The sequence below is a fragment of the Streptomyces kanasensis genome (genome assembly GCF_043077165.1).
Classification (GTDB): Bacteria; Actinomycetota; Actinomycetes; order Streptomycetales; family Streptomycetaceae; genus Streptomyces; species Streptomyces changanensis.
Genome location: NZ_JBIBSF010000004.1, coordinates 200,337 through 225,262, shown reverse-complemented (window position 1 = coordinate 225,262; position 24,926 = coordinate 200,337). Strand labels below are relative to the sequence as shown.

The 24,926-nt window shown below is 73.4% G+C and carries 22 protein-coding genes and 1 tRNA gene; 6 read left to right on the top strand and 17 right to left on the bottom strand.

The window, feature by feature from the left end:
* Positions 1 to 18: 18 nt before the first annotated feature.
* The 3 genes from ACF053_RS12660 to ACF053_RS12650 all read right to left on the bottom strand — a co-directional run bounded on the left by ACF053_RS12660 (position 19) and on the right by ACF053_RS12650 (position 5,291).
* Entirely contained in the window at positions 19 to 1,932 is a 1,914-nt protein-coding gene (locus ACF053_RS12660; protein WP_391953871.1) for a tetratricopeptide repeat protein, read from the bottom strand.
* Between the two features lie 196 nt (positions 1,933 to 2,128).
* Positions 2,129 to 2,202, bottom strand: a tRNA-Met gene (locus ACF053_RS12655).
* Between the two features lie 77 nt (positions 2,203 to 2,279).
* Positions 2,280 to 5,291: a UPF0182 family membrane protein gene (locus ACF053_RS12650; RefSeq protein ID WP_391954096.1), complete on the bottom strand. Its 3,012-nt coding sequence runs from the start codon at positions 5,289 to 5,291 to the stop codon at positions 2,280 to 2,282.
* Between the two features lie 152 nt (positions 5,292 to 5,443).
* On the opposite strand from ACF053_RS12650, the gene ACF053_RS12645 reads away from it, so the two are divergent.
* Entirely contained in the window at positions 5,444 to 6,001 is a 558-nt protein-coding gene (locus tag ACF053_RS12645) for a PPA1309 family protein (RefSeq protein WP_391953870.1), read from the top strand.
* A gap of 316 nt (positions 6,002 to 6,317) precedes the next feature.
* On the opposite strand, the gene ACF053_RS12640 is transcribed toward ACF053_RS12645, so the two are convergent.
* From ACF053_RS12640 to ACF053_RS12625, 4 genes are all read right to left on the bottom strand, one after another.
* The gene (locus ACF053_RS12640) at positions 6,318 to 7,406 is read right to left on the bottom strand and encodes a YlbL family protein (protein WP_391953869.1); all 1,089 of its coding nucleotides are present in this window, start codon (positions 7,404 to 7,406) and stop codon (positions 6,318 to 6,320) included.
* A 63-nt stretch (positions 7,407 to 7,469) separates the two neighbouring features.
* Positions 7,470 to 7,640 carry a hypothetical protein gene (locus ACF053_RS12635; protein ID WP_391953868.1) on the bottom strand — a complete coding sequence of 57 codons (171 nt, stop codon included), beginning with the start codon at positions 7,638 to 7,640 and terminating at the stop codon, positions 7,470 to 7,472.
* A 325-nt stretch (positions 7,641 to 7,965) separates the two neighbouring features.
* Positions 7,966 to 8,427 carry a molybdenum cofactor biosynthesis protein MoaE gene (locus tag ACF053_RS12630; RefSeq protein WP_391953867.1) on the bottom strand — a complete coding sequence of 154 codons (462 nt, stop codon included), beginning with the start codon at positions 8,425 to 8,427 and terminating at the stop codon, positions 7,966 to 7,968.
* Between the two features lie 345 nt (positions 8,428 to 8,772).
* Positions 8,773 to 9,882 (bottom strand): SDR family oxidoreductase, encoded by a 1,110-nt coding sequence (locus ACF053_RS12625; RefSeq protein WP_058940661.1) that lies wholly within the window; start codon positions 9,880 to 9,882, stop codon positions 8,773 to 8,775.
* Positions 9,883 to 10,073: 191 nt separating this feature from the next.
* Here ACF053_RS12625 and ACF053_RS12620 point away from each other — a divergent pair, with 191 nt between their 5' ends.
* Positions 10,074 to 11,633 (top strand): zinc-dependent metalloprotease, encoded by a 1,560-nt coding sequence (locus ACF053_RS12620; protein WP_391953866.1) that lies wholly within the window; start codon positions 10,074 to 10,076, stop codon positions 11,631 to 11,633.
* On the top strand, positions 11,630 to 12,145 hold the full coding sequence (locus ACF053_RS12615; RefSeq protein WP_391953865.1) for an NUDIX hydrolase: 516 nt from the start codon (positions 11,630 to 11,632) through the stop codon (positions 12,143 to 12,145). Before ACF053_RS12620 ends, ACF053_RS12615 begins: the two co-directional genes overlap by 4 nt.
* Before the next feature lie 265 nt (positions 12,146 to 12,410).
* Here ACF053_RS12615 and ACF053_RS12610 read toward each other — a convergent pair whose 3' ends face one another.
* The 4 genes from ACF053_RS12610 to ACF053_RS12595 form a co-directional block, all read right to left on the bottom strand.
* Positions 12,411 to 13,166 carry an AIM24 family protein gene (locus ACF053_RS12610; protein WP_391953864.1) on the bottom strand — a complete coding sequence of 252 codons (756 nt, stop codon included), beginning with the start codon at positions 13,164 to 13,166 and terminating at the stop codon, positions 12,411 to 12,413.
* A gap of 22 nt (positions 13,167 to 13,188) precedes the next feature.
* Positions 13,189 to 13,869: an AIM24 family protein gene (locus tag ACF053_RS12605; RefSeq protein WP_391953863.1), complete on the bottom strand. Its 681-nt coding sequence runs from the start codon at positions 13,867 to 13,869 to the stop codon at positions 13,189 to 13,191.
* Positions 13,870 to 13,882: 13 nt separating this feature from the next.
* On the bottom strand, positions 13,883 to 15,688 hold the full coding sequence (locus tag ACF053_RS12600; RefSeq protein WP_391953862.1) for a TerD family protein: 1,806 nt from the start codon (positions 15,686 to 15,688) through the stop codon (positions 13,883 to 13,885).
* Positions 15,689 to 15,807: 119 nt separating this feature from the next.
* A complete protein-coding gene (locus ACF053_RS12595) occupies positions 15,808 to 16,386 on the bottom strand; it encodes a M48 metallopeptidase family protein (protein ID WP_058940656.1) in 579 nt (192 codons plus the stop codon).
* A 179-nt stretch (positions 16,387 to 16,565) separates the two neighbouring features.
* On the opposite strand from ACF053_RS12595, the gene ACF053_RS12590 reads away from it, so the two are divergent.
* Positions 16,566 to 17,711, top strand: coding sequence for a ThiF family adenylyltransferase (locus ACF053_RS12590; protein ID WP_391953861.1), 1,146 nt, complete (start codon positions 16,566 to 16,568; stop codon positions 17,709 to 17,711).
* A gap of 61 nt (positions 17,712 to 17,772) precedes the next feature.
* Positions 17,773 to 19,122, top strand: a complete 1,350-nt coding sequence (locus ACF053_RS12585; RefSeq protein ID WP_391953860.1) for an ABC1 kinase family protein — start codon at positions 17,773 to 17,775, stop codon at positions 19,120 to 19,122.
* A gap of 229 nt (positions 19,123 to 19,351) precedes the next feature.
* Here the strand turns inward: ACF053_RS12585 and ACF053_RS12580 are convergent, their stop codons facing one another.
* The 5 genes from ACF053_RS12580 to ACF053_RS12560 all read right to left on the bottom strand — a co-directional run bounded on the left by ACF053_RS12580 (position 19,352) and on the right by ACF053_RS12560 (position 23,228).
* The gene (locus ACF053_RS12580; RefSeq protein WP_391953859.1) at positions 19,352 to 19,549 is read right to left on the bottom strand and encodes a hypothetical protein; all 198 of its coding nucleotides are present in this window, start codon (positions 19,547 to 19,549) and stop codon (positions 19,352 to 19,354) included.
* Between the two features lie 120 nt (positions 19,550 to 19,669).
* Positions 19,670 to 19,996 (bottom strand): hypothetical protein, encoded by a 327-nt coding sequence (locus ACF053_RS12575; protein ID WP_058940653.1) that lies wholly within the window; start codon positions 19,994 to 19,996, stop codon positions 19,670 to 19,672.
* Positions 19,993 to 20,361 (bottom strand): WhiB family transcriptional regulator, encoded by a 369-nt coding sequence (locus tag ACF053_RS12570; protein ID WP_228982338.1) that lies wholly within the window; start codon positions 20,359 to 20,361, stop codon positions 19,993 to 19,995. Before ACF053_RS12570 ends, ACF053_RS12575 begins: the two co-directional genes overlap by 4 nt.
* A 169-nt stretch (positions 20,362 to 20,530) precedes the next feature.
* A complete protein-coding gene (locus ACF053_RS12565) occupies positions 20,531 to 20,875 on the bottom strand; it encodes a hypothetical protein (protein ID WP_391953858.1) in 345 nt (114 codons plus the stop codon).
* Between the two features lie 172 nt (positions 20,876 to 21,047).
* Positions 21,048 to 23,228: an ATP-dependent DNA helicase UvrD2 gene (locus ACF053_RS12560; protein WP_391953857.1), complete on the bottom strand. Its 2,181-nt coding sequence runs from the start codon at positions 23,226 to 23,228 to the stop codon at positions 21,048 to 21,050.
* A 153-nt stretch (positions 23,229 to 23,381) separates the two neighbouring features.
* Here ACF053_RS12560 and ACF053_RS12555 point away from each other — a divergent pair, with 153 nt between their 5' ends.
* Entirely contained in the window at positions 23,382 to 23,639 is a 258-nt protein-coding gene (locus ACF053_RS12555; protein WP_058940649.1) for a mycoredoxin, read from the top strand.
* A gap of 294 nt (positions 23,640 to 23,933) precedes the next feature.
* Here the strand turns inward: ACF053_RS12555 and nudC are convergent, their stop codons facing one another.
* A complete protein-coding gene (nudC, locus tag ACF053_RS12550) occupies positions 23,934 to 24,884 on the bottom strand; it encodes an NAD(+) diphosphatase (RefSeq protein WP_391953856.1) in 951 nt (316 codons plus the stop codon).
* Positions 24,885 to 24,926 lie beyond the last annotated feature (42 nt).

Sequence of the window (24,926 nt, the reverse complement as noted above, 5' to 3'; positions counted from 1 at the left end):
ACCGGCGCAAATCCGGGCTCAAGCGGTCAGCTCCTGGTGCAGCGCCTCGCTCAGGCGCGCCGCCCGCTCCGCCACCTCGGCCGGCCCCAGCTCCACGGCGCGGGCGCACCAGCGTCGCCCTTCGGCCAGCTCGCCCCTGCGGGCGGCGAGCAGCGCCAGGCGCAGGGCGGCCCGCCCGTGCCCGGCCCGGGCGGCGCGGCTCCACCACAGGGCGGCCTCGCGCTCGTTGCCGTCGCGGGCGAGCAGCAGGCCGAGGTTGAAGGCGCCGTTGCGGCTGCCGGCCTCGGCTGCCTCGCGGTACCAGCGCCCCGCCTCGGCGACGTCGCCGCGCGCGGCGGCGAGCATGCCGACCCGGACCTGGGCGCGCCGGTGGCCCTGCTCGGCGGCGCGCTCGTACCACTCCTCGCACTCGCTCTTCGGCGTCTGCGGCTGGCCGAGGGTGTGCGGCTCGGGCGGGGGCTGACGGGCGTCGAGGACGGTGGCCAGGCGGAACGCCGCCTCGGCGCTGCCGCCGCCCGCCGCGCACCGCAGGTGCCGCTCGGCCTCCTGCTCGTCGCCCTCGCGGAGCCGGGCCATGCCGACCTGCAGGGCCGCCTCGGTGTGACCGGCCGCCGCCGCGCGCTCGTACCAGCCGAGGGCCGCGCGGTCGTCGTCGCGGCCCGCGTAGAGGATGCCGAGGTTGAAGGCGGCGTCCACGCTGCCCGCTTCGGCCGCCTTGGAGAACCACGGCTCGGCACCGTGCGGGTCGTCGGCCTGCAGGAGCAGGATCGCCAGGGCGTTGGCAGCCTCCCGGTGGCCGGCGTAGGCGGCGCGCCGGTACCACTGCTCGGCCTGGGCAGTGCGGCCCTGGGCGGCGAAGAGCAGGCCGAGGTTGTAGGAGCCGTTGACGTCGCCCGCGTCGGTGGCGGCGCGGTACCAGCGCTCGGCGGTCTGGTACTCGCCGCGCGCGGCGTGCAGCGCGCCGAGCGCGTTGGCGGCGTTGCCGTCCCCGTCCTGGGCGGCACGCAGCCACCAGACGGCGGCGCTGTCCTCGTCCCCGGCGTCGCGCAGCAGGAAGCCGAGCGCGCACGCGGCACGGGGCTCGCCGCCCTTGGCGGCCATCAGGTACCAGCGGCCGGCCTCCTTGAGCTCGCCGCGCTTCTCCAGGATCGCCCCCAGGTGCAGCGCGGCCCTGCGGTGCCCGCGCGCGGCGGCCTGCCGGTACCACTGCTCGGCGCCGTCCGCGGCGGCGGTGCCGGCCCCGTCCGGCTGCTCGGCCGCGGCGGGGTCGCCGCCCTCCGGGGACGCCCCCTGGGGCGCCCGCTTCTCCAGGGCTCGGGCCAGCCGGTACGCGGCCTCGCGGTGCCCCTGCTCGGCGGCCGTGCGCAGCCACCGCTCGGCGCCGGCGTCGCCGCGGTGCTCCATGAGGTCGGCGAGGGCGTACGCGCCGAGGGCGTGGCCCTGCTCCGCGGACTGGCGCAGCCAGTACTCGGCGGCGGGCTCGTCGCCGCGCTCGCGGTGGTGGCGGCCGAGGGCGTGCGCGGCGGCGGCCGAACCGGCGACGGCGGCGACGCGCCACCAGCCGGCGGCCTCGTCGGGGTAGCCGCGCTGGTGGAGGAGGACGCCGAGGTTGTTGGCGGCGGCGCGGTCGCCGTCGGCGGTGGCGGCGCGCAGGTAGGGCTCGGCGGCGTCGAGGTCACCGCGGCGCAGCAGCATGGCGCCGAGGACGCTCATGGACGCGGTGTCGCCGGTGTCGGCCGCGCGGCGGTGCCGCGCCTCGGCCTCGACGGTGTCGGCGGCGGCCTCCGCGAAGTCCATGCCTGCCGTGTTCCACGCGCCCGTCAGATCGGGCGCGGCGTCGGCGTCGTCGAACGCCTCCGAGGCCCCGCCGGAGTGCTGTCCCTCGAACCGCCCACTCTCCAACAGCGTCGCCCTGTCCCCCATACGTCCCATCGTCGCACCACCCGCAACCCGCCTACACCTGGTATACCGCAGCCAGTGAGGTCACTTCAGCGTTTTGTCGACATGCCCACAGAGAGACAAGTCAAACACAAGGCGTGTCAACTCCCCACTCCGGACACGGCCTTCGGCCGGCCGTACACATGACCAGGGCCCGGATCCTCGAAGGATCCGGGCCCTGGTCTTTCAGTAGCGGGGACAGGATTTGAACCTGCGACCTCTGGGTTATGAGCCCAGCGAGCTACCGAGCTGCTCCACCCCGCGCCGTTGTGTGACCCACAGTACCACGGCGCGGGGCGGGCGTTACCGGCCCCCCGTTCGAGGGGCCGGTCGCGCTCCGGTCAGCCGGCGTCCGGGGAGGCCGATGGCGACGCACCCGACGCGGCCGGCTTCGACGCGGCCGGCGTGGCCGGCTTCGACGCTCCGGGGGCGGGCGTCGGGGTGCTCGCCGGAGGCGTCTGCCCGCCGGCCTTGCGCTGGGCGTCGGCCGCCGCGGCGCGCTCGAGCGCCTTGGCGAGCTCCTGCTGGGACTTGCCGTACGCCTCCCAGTCGCCGCGCTTGAGCGCCGCCTCGCCGTCCGTGAACGCCTTCTGGGCGTCCGCGATGGCCTGCTTCAGCGCGGCCTCGCCCGTCGCCGGCGGCTTCGTCGGGTCCGGGTTCGGGTCCGTCGACGGGGGCTCCGGGGTGGGGGAATCGCCGTCCACGCCGAAGACCGCGTTGAGCGCCTCCCCGAGGCTGTTCTCGAACCGGGTGGTGTCCTTCGTCGCGTCGCCCTCCGGCTTGCTGGCGTCGATGTACGAGACCGCCACCTTCTTCAGCAGCGGGTAGAGCGCACTGCGGCCCTGGGCGTAGACGGGCTCGACGTACAGCCATCCGCCGTCCATCGGCACGGTCAGGAGGTTGCCGTACTCGATCTCCGAGTCGGCGCCCTTCATGTCACGCACGAACGTCGCCACGTCGGGGAGGCTGTTGAGCTTCGACTGCACCTGCGCCGGACCGGGCACGTCCGACGTGGCGCGCAACAGCCTTATGCGGCCGTAGTCCTTGCTGGTCGCGTCGGCGTCGACGGCCATGAAGGCGCCCAGGTTGGGCCGCCCGTTGGGCGTGAACGTCGTCGTCAGCGAGAACCGCTGCTGCTCGTCGCCGGGCATCTTCAGACTCAGGTAGTACGGCGGGACCGCGTTGCCGTCCTTCTTCGTCGGGTCGGCGGGGACCTGCCAGGCGTCGCTGCCGCTGTAGAACTGCGCGGCGTCCCGGACGTGGTAGCGGGTCAGCAGCTCGCGCTGGACCTTGAACATGTCCTGCGGGTAGCGCAGGTGCGACTTCAGCTCGTCCTTGATGGCGGTCTTCGGCTCCACGGTGCCGGGGAACGCCTTCATCCAGGTCTTCAGGACCGGGTCCTCGGTGTCCCACTGGTACAGCTTGACCGAGCCGTCGTACGCGTCGACGGTGGCCTTCACCGAGTTGCGGATGTAGTTGACCTGGTTCTGCTGGGCGACGACCGTGCGGGTCTGGTTGCCGGCGGTCAGCGAGTCGGCGGTGGTGTCGCCGAGCGTCGTCCGCGACGCGTACGGGTAGCCGTTCGTCGTCGTGTAGGCGTCGACGATCCACTGGACGCGGCCGCCGACGACCGCCGGGTAGGCGTCGCCGTCGATCGTCAGCCACGGGGCGACCGCCTCGACGCGCTGCTTGGGTGTGCGGTTGTACAGGATCCGCGAGCCGTCGCCGATCGCTCCCGAGTAGAGGATCTGCGGCTCGCTGAACGCGACGGCGTACGCGGCGCGGTTGAAGGCGTTGCCGAGGCTGACGCCGCTGTCGCCCTTGTAGCTCGTCATCCGCTCGCCGTTGGCCTCGTAGTCGAGCTCCTTCTGCGGGCCGCCGACGATCGAGTACTGCTCGGTCTTCTCGCCGTAGTAGATCCGCTGCTCGTACTTGGGCAGCGTGCCGGTGGTGGGCAGGCCGCTCTCGGTGAACTGCGGCGCGCCCGTGCTGTCCACCGAGGTGCCCGCGGCCATGATCGCGCCGTAGCCGTGGGTGTAGGTGAAGTGGTCGTTGATCCAGTTCCGCTTCGGGATGCCCTTGATGTTGAGCTCACGCAGGCCGACGACCGTGTCCTGGCCCTTGTACCGGTCGACGTCGAGGGTCACCGGGAACTGGTAGTACTTCCGCCTCTGCTCCAGCTGCTGGAACGTCGGCGAGACGATGTTCGGGTCGACGAGCCGGTAGCTGGCCGCGGTCGTCGCGTCGGCGCGCAGCTGCGGCTTCGACTTGACCGTCGCCTTGCCCGAGTAGTTCTCGGGGACCGTCCGGTCGATGTCGTACGCCTTGCGCGTCGCCTCGATGTTCTTCTTGATGTACGGCGCTTCCTTGGCCTGCTCGTTCGGCTGGACCTGGAACTTCTGAACGATCGCCGGGTACAGGCCGCCGATCAGGATCGCCGACAGGACCATCAGGCCGAAGCCGATCACCGGCAGCTGCCAGGTGCGGCGCCACAGCGTCCCGAAGAACAGCAGGGCGCAGATGACCGCGATGCAGAAGAGGATCGTCTTCGCCGGGAGGTAGGCGTTGGCGTCGACGTACCGCAGGCCCGTCCAGTTGCCCGCCGCCTTGAAGTCGCTGGACTTCACGGCGAGGCCGTACCGGTCGAGCCAGTACGCCACGGCCTTCAGCGACACGAAGACGCCGAGCAGCACGGAGAGGTGGCCGGTGGCCGCGGCGGTGGCGCGCGCTCCGGGGCTCGTCACGCGCAGCCCGCCGTACAGGTAGTGCGTGAGAGCGGCGGCGATCAGCGACAGCACCGTGGCCGCGAAGCCGAAGCCGAGGAGGAACCGGTACCAGGGCAGGTCGAACGCGAAGAACGACACGTCCATCCCGAACTGCGGGTCCTTCTGGCCGAAGGCCACGCCGTTCACCCACATGAGCCACGTGCGCCACTGCCCGGAGGCCGAGGCACCGGCGATCAGGCCGACGAGCGCCGTGATCCCGAGCAGCACCCACTTCTTGTACGGCGCCACGCCCATGCGGTACCGGTCGAGGCTCTGCTGCTCCAGCGACATGGCGCTGAGCGGCGGCCGCAGCCGGTGCGCGAGCCAGATGTTGAACCCGACGGCCAGGGCCATCAGCAGGCCGAAGACGGCGAACATGCCGACCTTCGTCCACAGGGTGGTGGTGAAGACCGACGAGTAATCGACGGACCGGTACCACAACCAGTCCGTCCAGAACCCGGCGAACATGACGAAGAGCATGGCCAGGACGGCCAGCACCCCCAGCGTCATGAGCAGGGTGCGGGCCCGCCGGGACGGCCGGCCGACTCTGATCCGTGGCCCGGTCGGGCCTCCGCCGCGGTCCGGCATCTGGAAAGCCAACGTGCGCCCCTCGAAGTTCGCGTCGTGTGTGCTGCGGGTGTCGTGCTGTGGCCCCGGATTCACCGGCGCCCCACTGATGCAACTTACTGAAGCTTTACCTGGTTCCCGTCTCCGGGTCGAGAAGAGGCAGGATATTGACCATGCCCAATGTTTCTCCCTCCGGCCCTCCGATGGCCGCAAGCCCGCTCACCCGCGCGGTCCTCGAGATCGACGAGTACGCCTCGGGTCTCGGCTGGGACCAGCCGGCCCGCCTCTTCGCCCTCGTCGACACCGTGCGGCTGCGCGCCGACGAGCCGGAACTGGCCGCCCAGCTCGGCCTCGGCGGCGACGCGGACGCCGCCCCCCTCACCCCCGTCGAGCAGGACGAGCTGCCCTCCGGCGCCCCGCTCGACGAGTTCCTCGCCACGGTCGCCTGGCCCGACGCCGTCACCGGCTGCGCCCTGACCGTGGAGCGGCTGATGCTGCCGCCGTCCGCCGAGGGCTCCGTCCCCGACGGCCTCGACGAGGCGGGCCTCGCCCGGTGGGTCGCCTCCCACCCGAAGCGTCAGGAGGTGCGCATGACCGTGGCCGTGCTGCGCGACGGCGCGCGCGAGTCGGCCATCCGGCTCCGCGAGAAGGACTCGCCGACGGAGGTTCTCACCGGCGCCGACCTGGTGCCGGGCCTCGCGGAGGCGCTGGCGGCCACGTTCGAGGGCTGACCGCCGTACGCCCCTGGGGGCGGGCCGGGACCGCGGGGGGAGGCGGCACCGGCCCGCCCCTCACGCGTACCGGGCCCTCTGGGGGCGATGCCCGGGCCGGCCCCCGGCGGCGCCGCGGGCCGGTCTGCGCGCGATGCGCGGACCGATCCCCCCGGCGGGTGCACGGGCCGGTCGCCCGGCGGGTGCGCGGGCGGGTCCGTGGACCGATCCCCCCGGCGGGTGCACGGGCCGGTCGCCCGGCGGGTGCGCGGACCGGTCCGCGCGCATGGCCGGGCCGGTTCCCCGCCGGCGCGCCGCGGGCCGGCGGCCGGGTGCGTCAGCCCGGGGAGCAGTCGGGAAGGCCGGCCGTGTCACCCTTGCGGACCTTCTCCAGGGACTTCACGGCGTCGGCGATGGTGTCGACCTTGATGAGCGTCAGTCCCTCGGGCGTGGCCGACGCGGCGGAGGGGCAGTTGGCGGCGGGCGTCATGAAGTAGCGCGCACCGGCCTCGCGCGCCCCCACGAGCTTCATCTCGATGCCCCCGATCGGGCCCACCTTGCCGGTGTCGTCGATGGTCCCCGTACCGGCCACGAACCGGCCCCCGGTCAGCGCGCCGGGCGTCAGCTTGTCGACGATGCCGAGCGCGAACATCAGGCCGGCGCTCGGGCCGCCCACGTCGTCGAGCTTGATGTCGATCGCGAACGGGAAGGTGTGGTCCCTGCCCGCCTGGATGCCGACGATCGCCCGGTCCGCGTCGGGCGCCCGCTTGGTGGAGACGGTGACGGTCTCGCTGGTGGTGGGCGCGCGGCCCGCCTTCTCCGCTGCGGCGGCGTCCTTCGCGGGGACGATGGTGAAGGTGACCGGCTTGCCGGGCCGCCGCTTGGTGACGATCTTCGCCACGTCCTTGGGGTCGCGCACCGGAGTGCCGTCGACGGACTTGATCACGTCACCGGCGTGCAGCCTGCCCTCGGCGGGGCTGTCCTTCTGGACCGAGGAGACGACCACCCGGGCGGAGACGGGGATGCCCAGCTGTCCGAGCGCGGCGACGCGGGCGCTCTCCTGGGACTGGCTGAACTCCTCGGCGTTCTCCTGCGTGGACTGCTCCGCCGTCTTGCCGTCGGGGTAGAGCGTGTCATGCGGTACGACGACGGCGTCCTCGGCGATCCATCCCGCGACGGCCTCCACGAGGTTCATCCGGTACTCCGCACCGGTGACCCTGACGGTGGTCATGTTCAGGTGGCCGGAGGTCGGGTACGTCTCGTGGCCGGAGATCCGAAGCACCGGCTCCCCCCGGGCGTCACCCAGCGTGTTGACCGTGGGGCCCGGGCTCATCTCGGAGTAGGGCACCGGGATGAGGACTCCCGCACAGAGCAGCGCGATGAGCGAGAGGGTGGCGGCGAGCATCGTCACGGTGCGGCGTGGCATGGAACGACAGTACGGGACGGGTCTGTCAGTGCACTCGTGGGGCCGGTCCGTCCGTGGTGGCCGTCAGACGGATCCGCCGCTCGAGTGGGTCCGGTCCATGGCGTCGCGGAAGCGCGCGTAACCGGCGAGCTCGGCTATGTCCTCGGTGGTGCGGCTGCGTGCGGCCCAGACGCCCCATATCGCGGCGCCGACGGCGGCGAACAACGGGATGAGCAACCAAGCGAGCGCTGCCATCGCGGCCTCCCGTCCCCTAGAGCGAAGCAAGTGATGATCAGCAGATTAACCGTCCGTGCTACCCACGCTCGTACCGGGGAGGCGGTTACGCAAATCGGCTGAGCCCCCGTCTCGGGCGACCCGTTCGGCGGGTGCCGGCGGGCGGCCCGTACCACCCCCGCGGGGAGCGCTTCCGCCGGACCGGTACCGCCGACCGGGCGATGCCGTCGGCGGGCGCCGGTACCACCGCGACCGGGGACGCCGTCCAAGGGCCGGTACCGCCGACCGGGTGACACCGACCGCAGGCCGGCGTCACCGCCGACCGGGGGACGCGACCGCAGGCCGGTCAGCAGGAGCCGACCCACTCCTCGGTGCCGTCCGAGAAGCGCTGGTGCTTCCAGATGGGGACCTCGTGCTTGAGGTCGTCGATCAGCTTGCGGCAGGCCGCGAACGCCTCCGCACGGTGCGGGCAGGACACTGCGACGACCACCGCGAGGTCGCCGACGACCAGGTCGCCCACCCGGTGCACCGCGGCCAGGGCGCGCACGGGGTACTCCGCGACGACCTTCTCGGCGACCCGCCGCAGTTCCGCCTCGGCGGAGGGGTGGCTGGAGTAGCCGAGCGCGTCGACGTCGGCGCCCCCGTCGTGGTTGCGCACGGTCCCCACGAAGAGCGCGGTCCCGCCGGCCGCGTCGTCGCCGACGGCCCGGAACACCTCGTCCAGGGAGAGCGGGGTGTCGCGGACGGCCAGCAACCGGATCGGGTCGTCGGCGGCCCGCTCGCCGGGGTGGTCGTAGGTGGGTGCCATGCCACCCATCGTGCCGCACACCCAGGCGACGCGGTATTGCCTGTTCGACCGGTGGACGCACGCGCGCGTTGGAGCCTCCTACAGCGGACGGCGCCGAAGGGTTGTCGCTCCCGGCCCGCACCGGTCGGGCCTGGTCGGGCTTGGGGCTGGTCGGGTCTGGTCCGGCCAGGTCGGGCCCGGTCGGTGCGGGCCGGGCCAGGTCGGGCCCGGTCGGGCCCGGTCGGGGTCCCGTCCCGGCCGAGACACCGGTCACCGGGCACCGGGCACCGGTCGCCCCGGGTCGGCCGTTCCGGCCCGCACGCCCGCACCGGTCGGGACGGGCCGGGTCGGGGCTGCCGTGCGTCGCTACAGGCCGCGGCGCCGGCGGGCACGGCGGACGAGGGCGGCCGTACCGAGCAGGGCGACCGTGGCGCCCGCGGCCCCCGCCGCCGTGGCGTCCTTGCGGCCGAGGCGCCGGCCCGCGACGGTGTGCCGGCCCGCGACCTCCTCCAGGAGCGCGGTCAGCACCTCCTCGTTCGTCCAGCTCGGCCGCCATCCCGCGTCGTGGAGCCGGCCCACGCTCACCACCCACGGGTGCATCGTGTAGGCGAGGTCACCGGCCGGTGAGGGGGTGAGCCCGATGCGGTGGAGCCTGGCGGCCGCGCCGAGCGCGACGGCCGACGGCAGCTCCATGCGCCGGATGCCGCTCAGCTCCTCGACCTCCTCCTGCTCCAGCCAGCCGTCGCAGCCGACCGCGAACTCCCCCTCGACCTTCTCCAACGCCGCGTACTCCAGGGCGCTGACCAGGTCCTCGACGTGGCAGAACTGCCAGGCCGGACGGGATCCGGCGACGACGAGCAGCCGCGGCGACTCGAAGTAGCGGGTCAGGGCGGTGTCGGTGCCGCCGACGAGCACGGCGGGGCGCACGACCGTGATGTGCAGGCCGGGGTGCGCGCGGGGCGCGCGGCGGGCCAGGCGCTCGATCTCCAGGAGGTCGCCCACACCGGTCGCCTCGGCCGTCGCCCGCAGCTCGGCGTCCTCGGACAGCGGGATGTCGTTGTCCGGGAGGGCGCCGTAGACCATGGCGGAGGTGCACAGCACGGCCCGGCGGACCCCCGCGGCCGCGGCGGCGGTCAGCACCGTCTGCGTACCGCGCACGTTGTACGCGGTACGGGCGGCGGCGTCCGTCTCCAGGTCCAGGTCGAGGGCGAGGTGCACCACGACGTCCGCGCCGCGCAGCTTCTCGGCGATGGCCGGATCCCGTACGTCCAGGATGTGCCACTGCGCCTCGGCCACCTCGCCGCGGCGCTCGTCGATGGCGATGACCTGCCGGATCTCCTCCGAAGCGGCCAGGCGCCGGGTCAGCATGTCGCCGAGGCCGGACGCGGCGCCCGTGACCGCGACGACGGGCCCCCGGGCGGCGGACGGGGTTGAACGGTTTCGCGCTGCGCGAACCTGCGGATCTGGGGAACTCACCAGGCGTCTCCAGCGGTTGTCTTCAGTACGTACGCGGTCAACGCGCACGCACCAGGTGGCGTCCATCCTGCCGCAGGCACTGCGCCAGTGGAGCACCGAGCCCCAGACCCGGCCCGGATGTCTAGGCTGGGTGTGATGTCGGGCAGCCGCCGTCGGCAGGAAGCCGGCGGCCCAACGAGCCGAGGAAACCCGTGAGCGACACCCCATTCGGATTCGGCCTTCCCCCGGAGGAGCCGGACGACGGCGACCAGGGCAAGAAGAAGCCCGAGGGTGGTGCCAACCCCTTCGGGGGGTTCGGCGGGCTGCCCGGAGGCCAGGGCGGCGCGGACAATCCGTTCGCCGCCATGTTCGGCTCCTTCAACCCGGCCGACCTGGGCGCCGCCTTCCAGCAGCTCGGCCAGATGCTGAGCTACGAGGGCGGTCCCGTGAACTGGGACATGGCCAAGCAGATCGCCCGGCAGACCGTCTCCCAGGGCGCGCCGGACGGCAGCAAGGACAGCAGCGTGGGCGCCGCCGAGCGGAAGGCCGTCGAGGAGGCGGTCCGCCTGGCCGACCTCTGGCTCGACGGCGTCACGTCGCTGCCGTCCGGTGCGGCCGGTGCCGTCGCCTGGTCCCGCGCGGAGTGGGTCGAGGCGACGCTGCCGGCGTGGCAGCAGCTCGTGGACCCGGTCGCGGAGCGCGTCGGCACCGCCATGGGCGACGTGCTGCCGCAGGAGATGCAGGCCATGGCGGGCCCGCTGATCGGCATGATGCGCTCCATGGGCGGCGCCATGTTCGGCCAGCAGATCGGGCACGCCGTGGGCGCGCTCGCCGGCGAGGTGGTCGGCTCGACGGACGTCGGGCTGCCGCTCGGTCCGGCCGGCAAGGCCGCGCTGCTGCCGCTCAACGTGGCCGCGTTCGGCCGGGACCTCAGCGTCCCGGAGGACGAGGTCCGGCTGTACCTGGCGCTGCGCGAGGCCGCCCACCAGCGGCTCTTCGCCCACGTGCCGTGGCTGCGCTCGCACCTGTTCGGCGCGGTCGAGGGGTACGCGCGCGGGATCAAGGTCGACACGTCCAAGCTGGAGGACGCGGTCGCGCAGCTCGACCCGAGCAGTCCGGAGCAGCTGCAGGAGGCGCTCCAGCAGGGCATGTTCCAGCCCGAGGACACGGCCGAGCAGAAGGCCGCGCTCGCCCGTCTCGAGACGGCGCTCGCCCTGGTCGAGGGGTGGGTGGACGCGGTGGTGCACGCCGCGGCCGGCTCCCGGCTCACGTCGGCGGACGCGCTGCGCGAGACGCTGCGGCGGCGCCGCGCCTCGGGCGGTCCCGCCGAGCAGACCTTCGCGACGCTGATCGGCCTGGAGCTGCGGCCGCGGCGGCTGCGGGACGCGGCGCGGCTGTGGGCCTCGCTCACCGACGCGCGCGGGGTCGACGGGCGGGACGCGCTGTGGGAGCACCCCGACATGCTGCCGACCGCCTCCGACCTGGACGACCCGGACGGTTTCGTCCACCGGGAGCACATGGACTTCTCCGAGCTGGACAAGATGCTCGGCGAGGCGGCCGGCCGCCCGGACCGGGTCGGCGGCTCCGACGGATCGTCGGGCGAGGGCAGCTCGGGTCAGGGCAGCCCGGGCGAGGGCAGCCCGGGCGAGGGCAGCTCGGATGAGGGCGGTGCCCCGGGCAACGGCGGTGCCCCGGGCCAGGGCGGCACCCCGGGTGCGGGCGGTGCCTCGGGTCAGAGCGACGCCTCGGGTGAGGGCGACAAGGACAAGTGAGCCTGCACACCGACGCGGTCCGCGTCCTGGAGGGGTACGGGGACCAAGAACAGCTGCGCCGGACGTACCTGGACCACCTCGCGGCGCACGAGGACGCCATGTGGAAGGCCTGCGCGGCGGGCCATCTCACCGCCAGCGCCCTGGTCGTGGACCCGGAGCGGGGCAGGGTGCTGCTGACCCTGCACCGGAAGCTGCGCATGTGGCTGCAGATGGGCGGGCACTGCGAGCCCGGCGACCGGACGATGGCCGCGGCGGCGCTGCGGGAGGCGACGGAGGAGTCCGGCATCCCGGGACTGGACCTGCTGCCGGGCGGCCCGGTCCGGCTCGACCGGCACGCCACGCCCTGCGCCTGGCACCTCGACGTGCAGTACGCGGCGGTGGCGCCGCCGGACGCCGTGGAGGCCATCAGCGACGAGTCGCTGGACCTGCGCTGGTACGCGTACGACGACGTGGCCGACGTGGCCGACGCGTCGGTGGTCCGGCTGGTCGAGCGAACGCTGACGCGGCTGTAGCCGCAGCCGGGGCCCGGACATCCGGGGCCGAAGGCTCCGAGCCCGGAGCCGGGAGCCCGGAAAGCCCGGGCGGGAGCCCAGGGCCCAGGGCCGAAAACCCCGTGTCCGGAAGGCTCCGAGCCCGGAGCCCGGAGCACCGGAGCCCTGAGGGGCGCTCGCCGTGGAGGCGGGCGCCCCTCCCGGGTGTCGGGCGGGTGCGCGGGGCGGCGGTGCGGCCGCGCGTGCGCGGCTTAGGCGCGGCGGCGGGTCCGGCGGGTGCGCGGATTCAGTTCCAGGCGTTGTTCTGGTTCTGCCCGTGCGCGCCGTGCTGGCCGACGCCGAACTGGGCCGCCACGCCCTGCCCGATCTGCGCGCCCTGCGGCGGCATGACCTCGCTGGGCTGGACGAGGGCGAAGCCGTGGCCGAGGAAGTTCAGCTCCCAGCCCTCCCCGGTCGTTCCGCGACGCCGGCGGACGTTCGACGAGTGCGTCTGGGCCTGCATCTGCACCCGTAGCGACGACGACCAGGCGACGATCGCGTCGGCGTCGACGTTGACGTACTTGTCGGGCGTGACCTGCATCATCAGGGGTTGCCCGGACGTCATCAGGGCGACCTGGCCGCGGCCGGAGATGTTCAGCTGGTACTTGCCGGAACCAGAGATGCCGTACTGGCTGTCCACGGCGATGACCTCGGTGTGCAGCGTCGAGTCGAGCGCCAGCACGTAGGCGCTGTCGACGGTCAGCCCGTCCTGGTCGACGTCGACGACGTGGATGTACTGGGCCAGGTTGGCGAGGTAGACGGTGCCCTGCCCGGAACAGCGCATCAGGTCGAGCCCCTCGCCGGTGGTGGCGTGGGCCGTGCGCTGGCTCTGGTTCTGGATCTCGCCGTCGAAGTCCATCAGTCCCTGGTAGGCGACCATGGCGCCCTTGCGGGCGAGGACGTCGTCGTGACCGGTCAGCGCGACCCGCAGGAGCTGCGGGTTCTGCACCGTGTACCGGTCCTGGCTCTGCTGTTCCGTGTGGCTGAAAAGCGGACTCTGCATGATCTGTTCTCGCTCCCCCGGCTCAGTTCCGGACCCGTAGCCGGTCGGTGCTGTCCTCGCTCGGCTGTACGACGACGATGCCCTGGCCCGAGAAGGCCATCTGGTACGCCTCCCCGCTGCCCCGCCCGATGAGGGAGGACGCCTTGAAACTGCGCTTGCCCTTGACCTTCAGGGAGGGCGACCAGGCGATGAGCGCGTCCGGGTCGACGTACGTCTCGTCGTCGCCCCGGCCGCAGTCGACGACGACGGGCGTGCCGCGCGAAGTGAGCGCGACCCAGCCGGTGCCGCCGATCTGGACGTTCCACAGGCCCTGGCCGGCGAACTTCGCCATGCCCTTGACGCGCTCGACGCCCCACTGGAGGTGTGCGTCGAAGGCCAGGACGTTCGTGCCGTTCACGGACAGGGCGTCGCCGTCGAGGTGGACGACGACGACGTCCGCCCCGTAGTCGGCGAGATAGAGCAGTCCGTCGCCGGAGCACTTCATGAGGGGCGCGCCCTCACCGGTGACCCAGGAGGAGGCGATCTGCCGCACCGCCGGCGGGTTGGGCTCGTACTGGACGAAGCCCTCGTAGGCGACGACGGAGCCGGTGCGGGCGAACAGGTCCTGGCCGGTGGCCATGGCGACCTTGACCATGGCGTTGCCGTGGTTCTCCATGCGGACCGTGACGGGGGTCGGGGCGTAGCCCGCGAGCTGCTGGTTCATTCCTCGGGCTCCCTCAGACCTCGTAGGGCTGGACGACGATGAAGTTGCCGGGGGCTCCCCGGAACTGCAGGTTCACGGTCTCGCCGCTGTGGCCCGGGTAGGCGTTGCGGCGCAGCCGGACCTGGCTGGAGAGGACCACCTGGGAGGCGGCCGACCAGGCGACGACCGCGTTGCAGTCGGCGAAGGTGGTGGGCGTGACGGGCAGGACCACCGGGGTGCCCTGCGTCTTCACGACGACCGTGCCGGTGCCGTGGAAGAGCATCGTGAACAGCGCCCCGCCGGGGATGCCGTGCCCATCGATGCGGCGGACCTCGTGGTGCAGCGACTCGTCGAAGGCGAGGACGTTCTCGGCGGAGACGCAGATCCCGTCGCCCTGGAGCTCGATGGGGTGCAGCTGCGCGTTGTTCTCGGCGAGGAAGAGCTGGCCGCGGCCGGTGCAGCGCATGAGCTGCATCTCCTGGCCGGTGGCGTTGCCGACGATGCGGCCGGCGAAACCGGCGCCCTTGTAGCCGAATTCGACCTTGCCCTGGTACATGACCATGCTGCCCTGCCGGGCGAGCACGGGCGTCTGGCCCAGGGCGAGGTCGACCCGCATGAGCTGCGGGTTCTGCGACGTCCAGCGCTGCCCGGTCGGCGTCTCGCGGTACTTCTGCAGCGCGGCCGCCAACCCGGCACCCTGCGAAACGCCGTGTGGGGCACCGCCGTGCGGCATACCCGACTGCGGGGCGCCTACGGGCGGCATACCGGCGTGCGGGGTGCCGACGGGCGGCGTCCCCATGGCGGGCTGCTGCCCGTACGCGCCGGGAGCCGGCTGCCCGTACCCGGGCGCCTGACCGTACGGCGCCTGGACCGGTGCGCCGTGTGGCGGCGTCTGCCCGTAGGGGGCGGGCGCCCCGTGCTGCGGCGGCGTCTGCCCATACGGTGCGGGCGCCCCGTGCGACGGGGTCTGCCCCGGCACCTGCCCGTAGGGGACGGGCTGCTGCGGGTGCTGGGGGTGCTGCGGCTGTCCGTACGGCGTGGGCGGCGGCGCGGGTACCTGCGGGACGGGTGCCTGGGGCGGCGGTTCCTGCGGGGCCACCGCCGCGCCCAGCGGCGCGGCCATCGTGGGCGCCCCGTGCAGCGCCTGCTGCGGCTGGGCCGGGGCGGGGACCGGAGGCTGCTGTGCGGCCACGGGGGCGCCGAAGGCCGGAGCGGGCTGGGCCGGGGCGGCCGGGCCGGCGGGCGGCGCGAAGGACGGCGCGGCGTGCGGGGCCTGCGGCTGCTGGGGGGCCTGGGGCTGCTGGGGCTCCTCCTCGAGGACCTCGCCGCCGAAGTTCTTCAGCAGCGCGTCGAGGCCGCCGTCGAAGCCCTGACCGACCGCGGCGAAGCGCCAGCCGTCCTTGCGGTAGAAGTCGCCCAGCATCACCGCGCGCTCGGTGGTGAACTCCGAGCCGCTGAACGCGTACCGGGCCACCTCCTCACCGCCCGCGACGATCCTGACGTAACCGGCGCCCACCTGCGACATCTGTCCGGCGCCGTCGATGGTGGCCGTGAAGGACAGCTTGTGGATGCCGTCCGGCACACGGTCGAGCGTGACGCGGAAGGACTCGGTGTCACCGGCCTGCGCGCCCAGCAGCTGGATGGACTCCTCGGGGGACTTGGGCTGGTTGAAGAAGACGAAGTACCGGTCGTCCGAGAGCCGCTCGTCGGCGTCGAGGCCGAAGCAGCTGATGTCGAAGGACAGTCCCGGTCCCGCGATCTGCACGCCGACGTACAGATCGGTCCCGGCTGTCAGGTCACTGATCCGGGCCTTGTGGCCCCGTTGGAATTCCCTGGCCATGCGTGAAGACCGTCCCCCATCCCGGAATGTGTGTGCGTCGCGCCAGGCTAACGGCTGGCCACGACGGTGGACCACGCCGGCGACCGGCTCGGTACGCACTCGGTACAGGACCGGGGAAGTCAGTCGCCGGACGGACACGGAGGGTGCGGCAGGCGGCCGGCGGCGACCACGCCCTCCAGGTAGCCACGCGCCCGCTCGGTCCTCGGATAGGAGTCGAGCAACTGCCAGAACCGCGGCCCGTGCCCGGGGACGAGCAGGTGGGCCAGCTCGTGCAGCAGCACGTAGTCGACGACGTACTCGGGCATCCCCTGGAGCCGGTGGGACAGCCGGATGCTGCCCTCGGCCGGGGTGCAGGATCCCCAGCGGGTGTTCTGGTTGGTGACCCAGCGGACGGACGCCGGCCGTGCCCGACCGCCGAGGTACTGCGCGGACAGCCGCTCGGCCCGCTCGGCCAGCTCGGAGTCGCCGGGGCGACGGCGGCTCTCCTGGGCGGCGAGCTTGTCGAGCATCTGGGTCACCCAGCGCCGCTCCTCCGCCTGGGACATCCGGGCGGGGATGAGGACGATGGTGCGGTCGCCCTCGCGGTAGGCCGAGACGGTCCGGCGGCGGCGGGTGCTCCTGCGCACCTCGACGGCGGACGTCCGGTCCGCGTGGGACGGGTCGCTGGTGGTGGGGCTGGGCTGGGGGTCGGCGGGCACGACCCGACGGTACCTGCCGGCCGGTTCATTGAAGTCGCTCGGCGGCGGTGACCCCGGCGGTCCGTCCACAGCTCGCAGCATTCGTATGACTGATCGGCCTCCCTGTGGATGAGGGTCGGAGGCGATGGCGCCGACGGCGGCATGCTGCACCCACGTGACGGGCGAGGGAGGTGGCGAGGATGCATCCGATGGTGAAGCCGGCGCTGCGGCGCGCATGGCGGGATCTGCAGTGCGTGCAGTTCGGGGTGGCGCCCGCGCACGCGGTGGTGGTGGGCCCGGTGGACACGACGACCGGGAGCCTGCTGGCGCTGCTGGACGGGACCCGCGGGGTGGGTCTGCTGAGGGAGGAGGCACGGGCGCTCGGGGTGCCGGACGGCTGGTTGGAGGCGTTGCTCGACCGGCTGGCCGCGGCGGGGCTGCTGGACGACACGGCGCCGGGCGACCGGGCGGTGGAGGCCGTGCGGCGGGAGGCCGGCGTGCTCGACCGGATGCGCGCCGATCTGGGGTCACTGTCGGTGGTGCACCGCGAGCCGGGCGGTGCGATACGGCGCCTGGCCGCGCGCGGCGGCATGCGCGTCCAGGTCAGGGGTGCGGGTCGGGTGGGGGCGGCGGTGGCCGGGCTGCTGTCGGCGGCCGGTGTCGGCCGGGTGGAGGTGATGGACGGCGGGCGGGTCGAGCCGTGGGACGTGGCGCCCGGCGGTTTCCCGGCCGAGTCGGTCGGGGACCGGCGGGACGTGGCGGCCCGGCGGTTGGTGGGCCGGTCGGCGCCGGGCGGCGGGCGGGCGCCCCGTGCGCCGACGGGGCCCGAGCCGGGTCTGTCGCTCGTGGTGGTCACGCCCCGGGACGGGCTGGCGGCGTACGCCCCGGACCCGGTGGCGGCGGACACGTGGGTGGGGACGGGCACACCGCATCTGTTCGCCGGGGTTGTGGAGGCCACCGGGGTGCTGGGGCCGCTGGTGCTGCCGGGCGAGACCGCGTGCGCGCGGTGTGTGGAGATGGATCGGACGGACGCTGATCCGGCGTGGCCGCGCCTGCTGGCGCAGTGGCGGTCAGGGCGCCGGAGTGCGGTGCCGGCCGGGGACGTGGGGTTGTCGGCGGCCGTGGCCGGGTTGGCGGCGGCGCACGCGCTGGCGTTCCTGGACGGGGGTGTGGCGGCGAGTGCGGGGGCGCGGTGGGAGGTGTCGTCACCGCTGCTGGAGTGGCGGGCGCGGCCGCTGCGGCCGCATGGCGGGTGCCCGTGCGGGGCGGCGGACCGGGAGCCGTCGGACGGGGAACGGGAGCGGCCCTCGGGGGTCCGCGGCGGGCAGGACACAATGGCGGGGTAACCGCCGTCGGCGGCGCGTGTCAGGGCAAGGCGGCACGGGAGTCTGGGCTTTGGAGGGGCGTATGTCTGATCTTCCCCGGAAGGCGGTCACCCGGACCGCCAAGTTGGCCGCTCTGCCACTGGGCTTCGCGGGGCGGGCCACGTGGGGGCTGGGCAAGCGGATCGGGGGCAAGTCCGCCGAGATCGTCGCGCGGGAGCTCCAACAGCGCACGGCCGACCAGCTGTTCAAGGTGCTGGGCGAGCTGAAGGGCGGTGCGATGAAGCTCGGGCAGGCGCTGTCCGTCTTCGAGTCGGCGCTGCCGGAGGAGGTCGCGGGGCCGTACCGGGCCGCCCTCACCAAGCTCCAGGAGGCGGCGCCCCCGATGCCGACGAGAACGGTGCACGCCGCGCTCGCGGAGCGGTTGGGCGAGGACTGGCGGGAGCTGTTCCTGGAGTTCGACGAGAAGCCGGCGGCCGCGGCCTCGATCGGGCAGGTGCACCGGGCGGTGTGGCACGACGGGCGCGAGGTCGCCGTGAAGGTGCAGTACCCGGGGGCGGGTGAGGCGCTGCTGTCGGACCTGGCGCAGCTCAGCCGGTTCGCCCGGCTGTTGGGGCCGCTGGTGCCGGGCATGGACATCAAGCCGCTCATCGCGGAGATGCGCGACCGGGTGTCGGAGGAGCTGGACTACGACCTGGAGGCGCGGGCCCAGCGGGAGCACGCCGCGGAGTTCGCTGACGACCCCGACGTGGTGGTGCCGGGCGTGGTGCACCAGTCGGACCAGGTGCTGGTGACGGAGTGGATCGACGGGGTGCCGCTGTCGGAGGTCATAGCGGACGGCACGCCGGAGGAGCGGGACCGGGCGGGCCAGTTGCTGGCGCGGTTCCTGTTCTCGGGCCCCGCTCGGACGGGCCTGCTCCACGCGGACCCGCACCCGGGGAACTTCCGACTGCTGCCCGGGGAGGACGGCGGTCGGGCGCGGCTGGGAGTGCTGGACTTCGGGACGGTGGACCGACTTCCGGGCGGGCTGCCGGAGACGATCGGCCTGTGTCTGCGGATGGCCCTGGAGGGCGAGGCGGAGACCGTCTACGAGCTGCTGTGCGACGAGGGGTTCGTGAAGGAGTCCATAGAACTGGACCCGGAGGAGGTGCTCGACTACCTGCTGCCCATCATCGAGCCGGCCGAGGCGGACGAGTTCCTGTTCACGCGCGAGTGGATCCGCTCGCAGGCGGCGCGGATCGCCGACCCCCGCTCTCCGGCACACCAGCTGGGCAAGCAGCTGAACCTGCCCCCTGCGTACCTGCTGATCCATCGGGTGACGCTGAGCACGATCGGCGTGCTGTGCCAGCTGAATGCCTCGGTGCGCCTGCGCGACGAGTTGGAGGAGTGGCTGCCGGGGTTCCTGCCGGAGGAGCCGGTGGAGGAACCGGCCTGACCTGACGGGACGCGGCGGCTGCGAGCTCCCGGTCGTGCATCGTGAGCCGGCAGCCACGAGCATGAGGTCGTCGGTCGTCAGGCGCGTGGTCCGTGGTCCCGCGCGAGGTGGTGCCCGGTGCGGGGTGACGCCCCGGTGCGCGAGGTGGTGGTTCGGTGGAGCCACCACCGGCGGCCCGGTGGGTCACCACCAGCGGCCCCCGGTGGGCCACCATCAACGCCCCGGTGGGTCACCACCAGGCGGAGTCGAGTCGGCTCTCGATGGACCGAAGGTGGTCGCGGGCGCAGGTGTCGCAGAAGTACAGCCGGGTGCCGTTCTCGACAGAGCAGGTCCAGGTGACGGGGAGGCCGCCGGCGGTCGTGCCGCAGCGTGAGCACACCGCGGTGGGCGTGCGAGGCTGCGCGGGTTCGGGTGTCCGCTCGTTCACCACGAGACGATAACCCCACCGGCCGCCGGATCCCGGGACGAACGCACCGTGGGGGCCGGTCGGTGAGACCGGCCCCCACGGGATGGGCTGTGGTGATGGTCGGGTGCCGCGGCCGGTCGGCTACTGCATGACCGCCATGGCCAGCGCGCGGCGCGCGCGGAGCGAGGCACGCTCCGCGCGCCGCTGCATCCGCCGGGCCGTGATCAGGCGGGCGCCCGCCCGTTGCTCGTCGGCCTCCCGGAGGCGCTCGTGCATATGTGCACGTGCCAGGGCTTCTGGGATGAGTTGCATTTCTCGGGTCCTGTTCTGGCGCGCGGCGTGCGCACCGAGGGTGGTGACGTCAGAAGTCGCGGAGCCCAGGGGCTCGTTGGTGGAAGAGGTCATCGGGGCCTGCTTCTGGGGTTCGTGCGTGAGGGGGCGGTCGATCGTTCCGGTGCCGGTGTTCATGCCGTGACCGGGTTCTTGCGCGGGCGGCCACGCGGCCGCTTGCGGGCGACCACCACGCCCTGGACGAAGAGCTCACCGCCCCAGACGCCCCACGGCTCGCGCCGCTCCTTCGCACCCGCGAGGCAAGCGGCCATGAGCGGGCAGGTGCGGCAGAGGGACTTGGCGTACTCGACGTCCGCCGGAGACTCGGCGAAGAAGACCTCCGGGTCGTAGGAGCGGCACGGTACGGGCACGCCGAGGTTCTCGATGGCGTCGTCGAGCGCGGTGAGCGCAGTGAGGGCGGTCACGTCGTGGTCCTTCATGAGGCCGGGCGGGGAGATCGTGTCGGAAGGCGGTACGGACGGGGCGTGCGCTTCGAGATGCACGGTGGTGTGTTTCCTCGTCTGTCGGTCCGGCGGGTGTGCCGGTGGGCTGGTACCGGGTTCTGCTGGTCCCGAGGCCCCTTCGTCCTGGTCCGCCCGTTCGGGCAAAACAGAAGGGCCGCGGATCCCGGGTGGGGTTCCGCGGCCCTGAAGGCGCCGGCCTGATGCTGGATCAGGCTGGATCACTCCAGGGTTCGAGCCCACGGAAGGCCCACATCGTGTGGTGCTGCTGCTGCGTCTGCTCCGTCAGGTCGGCACCGGTCGCCGCAAGGGCATAGGCCGGGGCCTGCGCCGCTGCTACTCCTGCTTCCAGTGCCTTGGTCGGTCGCTCATTGGCCGCAAAGACCTCGATGACGGGGAGAGCCGACAGGGAGGACGACGGACGGGCGGCCCGGAGACCACGCAGACCGGTGCCAGGGAACGCCGAACCGGAGAGGCCGAGCGAGCAGGCGGAGGCGACGACCGAGCGATCGGTCATTTTGGCGGTGCTGACGTTGCGGGTCTTGATGCTGATCACTGGAATCGCCTCCTCTCGGCGTCTCGGGGTGGGGATCGGCCGGAGCCGGTCCCACGCGTATTCGGATAAGTACAGCACGAGGACAGGGCTTCAAGGAAGCCGCTGTTCGCGTGGTTAAGAACCTATGGGGATCTCCGGGGCGGGCGCAAACTATTTTTGCGACGAGTTGCGATCAGTCTTCGGCGTCGTCCACACCGACATCCTGACCTGCGCAGATGGCCAGGACGTCGGCGCCGAAACGATTGAGCTTGCGGATGCCGACACCGGGGATGGCGGCGAGCTCGCCGTCGGTGGACGGGACCGTCTCGGCGATGGCGATGAGCGTCTTCTCCGTGAAGACGCAGTAGTCGGGCTGGCCGGCGCGGCTCGCCTGCCGGGCGCGCCAGGCGAGCAGCCGCTCGTACAGGCCCTCGTCCATCTCCGAGGGGCAGTCCTCGCAGCGCATCAGCTTCATCTCGCCGGCGATCGTCAGCGTCGTGCCGCACACCCGGCACCGCACCGGGCCGCGGACACGCCGGGTCCGGGCGCCCGCGGCGGGCGCCCGGTCGACACCGCCCGCGTGCGGCGCGCGGATGGTCTGCCCCGCGCTGCCGGGGCGCAGCCCCTTCAGGAACCGGGACGGCTCGCGGTGGGCCCGGCCGCCGGGCGAGCGGGACAGCGCCCAGGACAGGCTCAGGTGGCGGCGTGCGCGCGTCACCCCGACGTAGAGCAGGCGCCGCTCCTCCTCGATCTGCTCGTCCGTCCTCGCGTACGTGATGGGGAGCATGCCTTCGGTGAGGCCGACGAGGAAGACGGCGTCCCATTCGAGGCCCTTCGCCGCGTGGAGGGAGGCCAGCGTCACGCCCTGGACGGTGGGGGCGTGCTGGGCGGCCGCCCGCTCGTCCAGCTCGGTGACGAGGTCGGCGAGGGTGGCGTCCGGGCGGGCGCGGGCGAGGTCCTCGGCGAGGCGGACGAGCGCGGCGAGCGACTCCCAACGGTCCCGGACGGCCCCGGACCCCGCGGGCGGCTCCGTGGTCCAGCCCTTCGTCGACAGGACGGCACGGACCTGCGAGGGCAGGTCGACGACGTCGTCGAGGAGCGGGTCGTTCGCGCCGAAGCGGGCCGCGCTGCGCAGGGCGGCCCCCGCCTCCCGCACCTCCTGCCGTTCGAAGAAGCGCTCGGCGCCGCGCAGCTGGTACGGCACGCCGGCGTCGGCGAGGGCCTGCTCGTAGACCTCGGACTGGGCGTTGATCCGGTACAGGACGGCGATCTCCCCGGCCGGGACGCCGGAGGCGATCAGGTCGCGGATGCGGCGGGCGGTGCCCTCGGCCTCGGTCGGCTCGTCGCCGTACTCCGCGTAGACGGGCTCGGGGCCGGGCGCGCGCTGGGAGACCAGTTCCAGCCGGTGGTCGGCGGCGCGGCCGGACGCCTGGGCGAGGAGGCCGTTGGCCAGGTGGACGACCTGGGGGGTGGAGCGGTAGTCGCGGACGAGTCGGACGACCGTCGCCTGCGGGTGGCGGGTGCGGAAGTCGAGCAGGTAGTCGGGGGTGGCGCCGGTGAAGGAGTAGATCGTCTGGCTGGCGTCACCCACGACGCAGAGGCTGTCGCGGTCGCCGAGCCACAGGTCGAGAAGGCGCTGCTGGAGCGGGGAGACGTCCTGGTACTCGTCGACGACGAAGTGCTGGTACTGGCGGCGGACCTGGTCGGCGATGTCGTGGCGGTCCTGGAGGATGCCGACCGTGAGCAGCAGGACGTCCTCGAAGTCGAGGACGTCGCGCTCCCGCTTCAGCTGCTCGTACATGGCGTAGATCTGGCTGGTTTCCGCCGGGTCGCGGGGGGCCGTGCGCTGGGTCTTGGCGACGGCCGCCGGATAGTCGGCGGGGACGGTCTGGGTGACCTTCGCCCACTCGATCTCCGAGGTGACGTCGCGCAGCTCGGAGCGGTCGAGGCGGACGCGGCAGCGGGTGGCGGCGTCGGCGACGAGCTGGGCCTTGCGGTCGATGAGCCGGGGCAGGTCGCCGCCGACGGCTTTCGGCCAGAAGTACTGGAGCTGGCGGAGGGCCGCCGAGTGGAACGTGCGGGCCTGGACGCCGCCGGCGCCGAGCTGCCGCAGCCGGCCGCGCATCTCCCCCGCGGCGCGGTTGGTGAACGTGACGGCCAGCACGCCGGAGGGCTGGAGGATGCCCGCGCGGACGCCGTACGCGATGCGGTGGGTGATGGCCCGGGTCTTGCCCGTGCCCGCGCCGGCGAGGACGCACACCGGTCCGTGCAGGGCCGTCGCGACCTCGCGCTGCTCCGGGTCGAGCCCGTCGAGCACCGCGTCGGCCGAGTCCGGTACCTGCGGGAAGAGGGTGGAGTGCGTCGCTGGTGTCACCCTGCCATGCTGCCAGGTCGGTGGAGGGGGACGGCTCGGTCGTCCACAGGGGTGCGACGCCGGTCATACCGGAGGCGGGAATGCCCGGCCGGTCCCCGTACGTTCTCCCCGGTGCGATCACGCACTCCAGCGATCCGAGGAGCGGAAGAGACGATGCAGGGTTCTGTGACGATGTACAGCACCACCTGGTGCGGCTACTGCCGGCGGCTGAAGAGCCAGATGGACCGCGAGGGCATCGCCTACACGGAGATCAACATCGAGCTGGACCCGGAGTCCGCCGCGTTCGTGGAGAAGGTCAACAACGGCAACCAGACCGTCCCCACCGTGCTCGTCGCGCCGAACGGCGGCGGCGAGGACGTCGTCATGACCAACCCGAGCCTGAAGCAGGTCCAGCAGGCGCTGGCCGGCTGACGCCACCGCGCCGCTCCGCAGACAGGACGCCCCCGCCGACCGACCGGCGGGGGCGTCCGCGTTCCTGATCGCGGGGCGGCGGCCCGGCCGGGGGACACGGCAGGCCCGGCCGGGGGGCTCGGCGGACCGGCGCCGGGTGGCTCGGTGGGGCCGGCCAGTGGCTCGGCCGGCCCGGCCGGGGGCTCGACGGACCAGCCAGGGGGCTCGGCCCGCCCGGCCGGAAGGCTCGGCCGGGCCGGCCCGGGCGCCCCGCTTCGGCGGAGCGCGGCCGGCGGCCGCCTCCCCCGGGCGGGTTCAGAGGGCGGCGGCGCCCGGCTTCGGCAGCGGTCTGCCGTACCAGAGCTCGATGAGGTGCGAAGCGATCGAGACGCCGAACGGCGGCAGGACCTCTCCGGAGGCGAAGGCGGCGGTGAGCTCCTCGCGGGAGAACCAGCGGGCCTCCTCGATCTCGTCGCCGTCGACGTCGATCTCGCACGACGTGGCACGGGCCACGAAACCCAGCATGAGGCTGGACGGGAAGGGCCAGGGCTGGCTGGCGACGTACTCGACCGTGCCGACGGTGACGCCGGCCTCCTCGAAGACCTCGCGCACGACGGACTGCTCGATCGACTCGCCGGGCTCGACGAAGCCGGCGAGCGTCGAGAAGCGGCCCTCCGGCCAGTGCACCTGGCGGCCGAGGAGCGCGCGGTCCTGCTCGTCCGTCACCAGCATGATCACGGCCGGGTCGGTGCGTGGGTAGTGCTCGGCGCCGCAGGCCGGGCAGCGGCGGATGTGGCCGGCGGCCGCGATCACGGTGCGCTCGCCGCAGCGGGAGCAGAAGCGGTGGAGGCGCTGCCAGTTCTCCAGGGCGACGGCGTGCACCATCAGGGCGGCGTCGCGCCCGTCGAGCAGGAGACCGGCTTCGCGGAGCCCGGCGGGGCGTGCCGACTGGTCCATCCGGCCGGGCAGCGCGTCCTTCTGCAGGGCGAAGTAGCTGACCCCGTCGGTGTCGGTGCCGAGGAAGTAGCGGTGGGTCTCCGTCAGCGGCGCCTCGAAGGCCGGCGTCATGACCAGTTCGGTCCGGCCGTCGGGGGTGTCGTCGACCAGCACCTGTCCCCCGGAGACCACGAACACGCGCGTGGTCGGGTGGCTCCACGCCGCCGCGAGCCACGCCTCGTCGAGGCGGTGGTGGGCGGCGCGGTCGATACCGCTCGGGGCGGTGAAGCCGATCGGACGGTGACCGGCCTCGTTGCTGATGGTGCTCACTGGTGCTTCCAACTCCCCCGGGTCTGATGGGTGTCTGTCAAG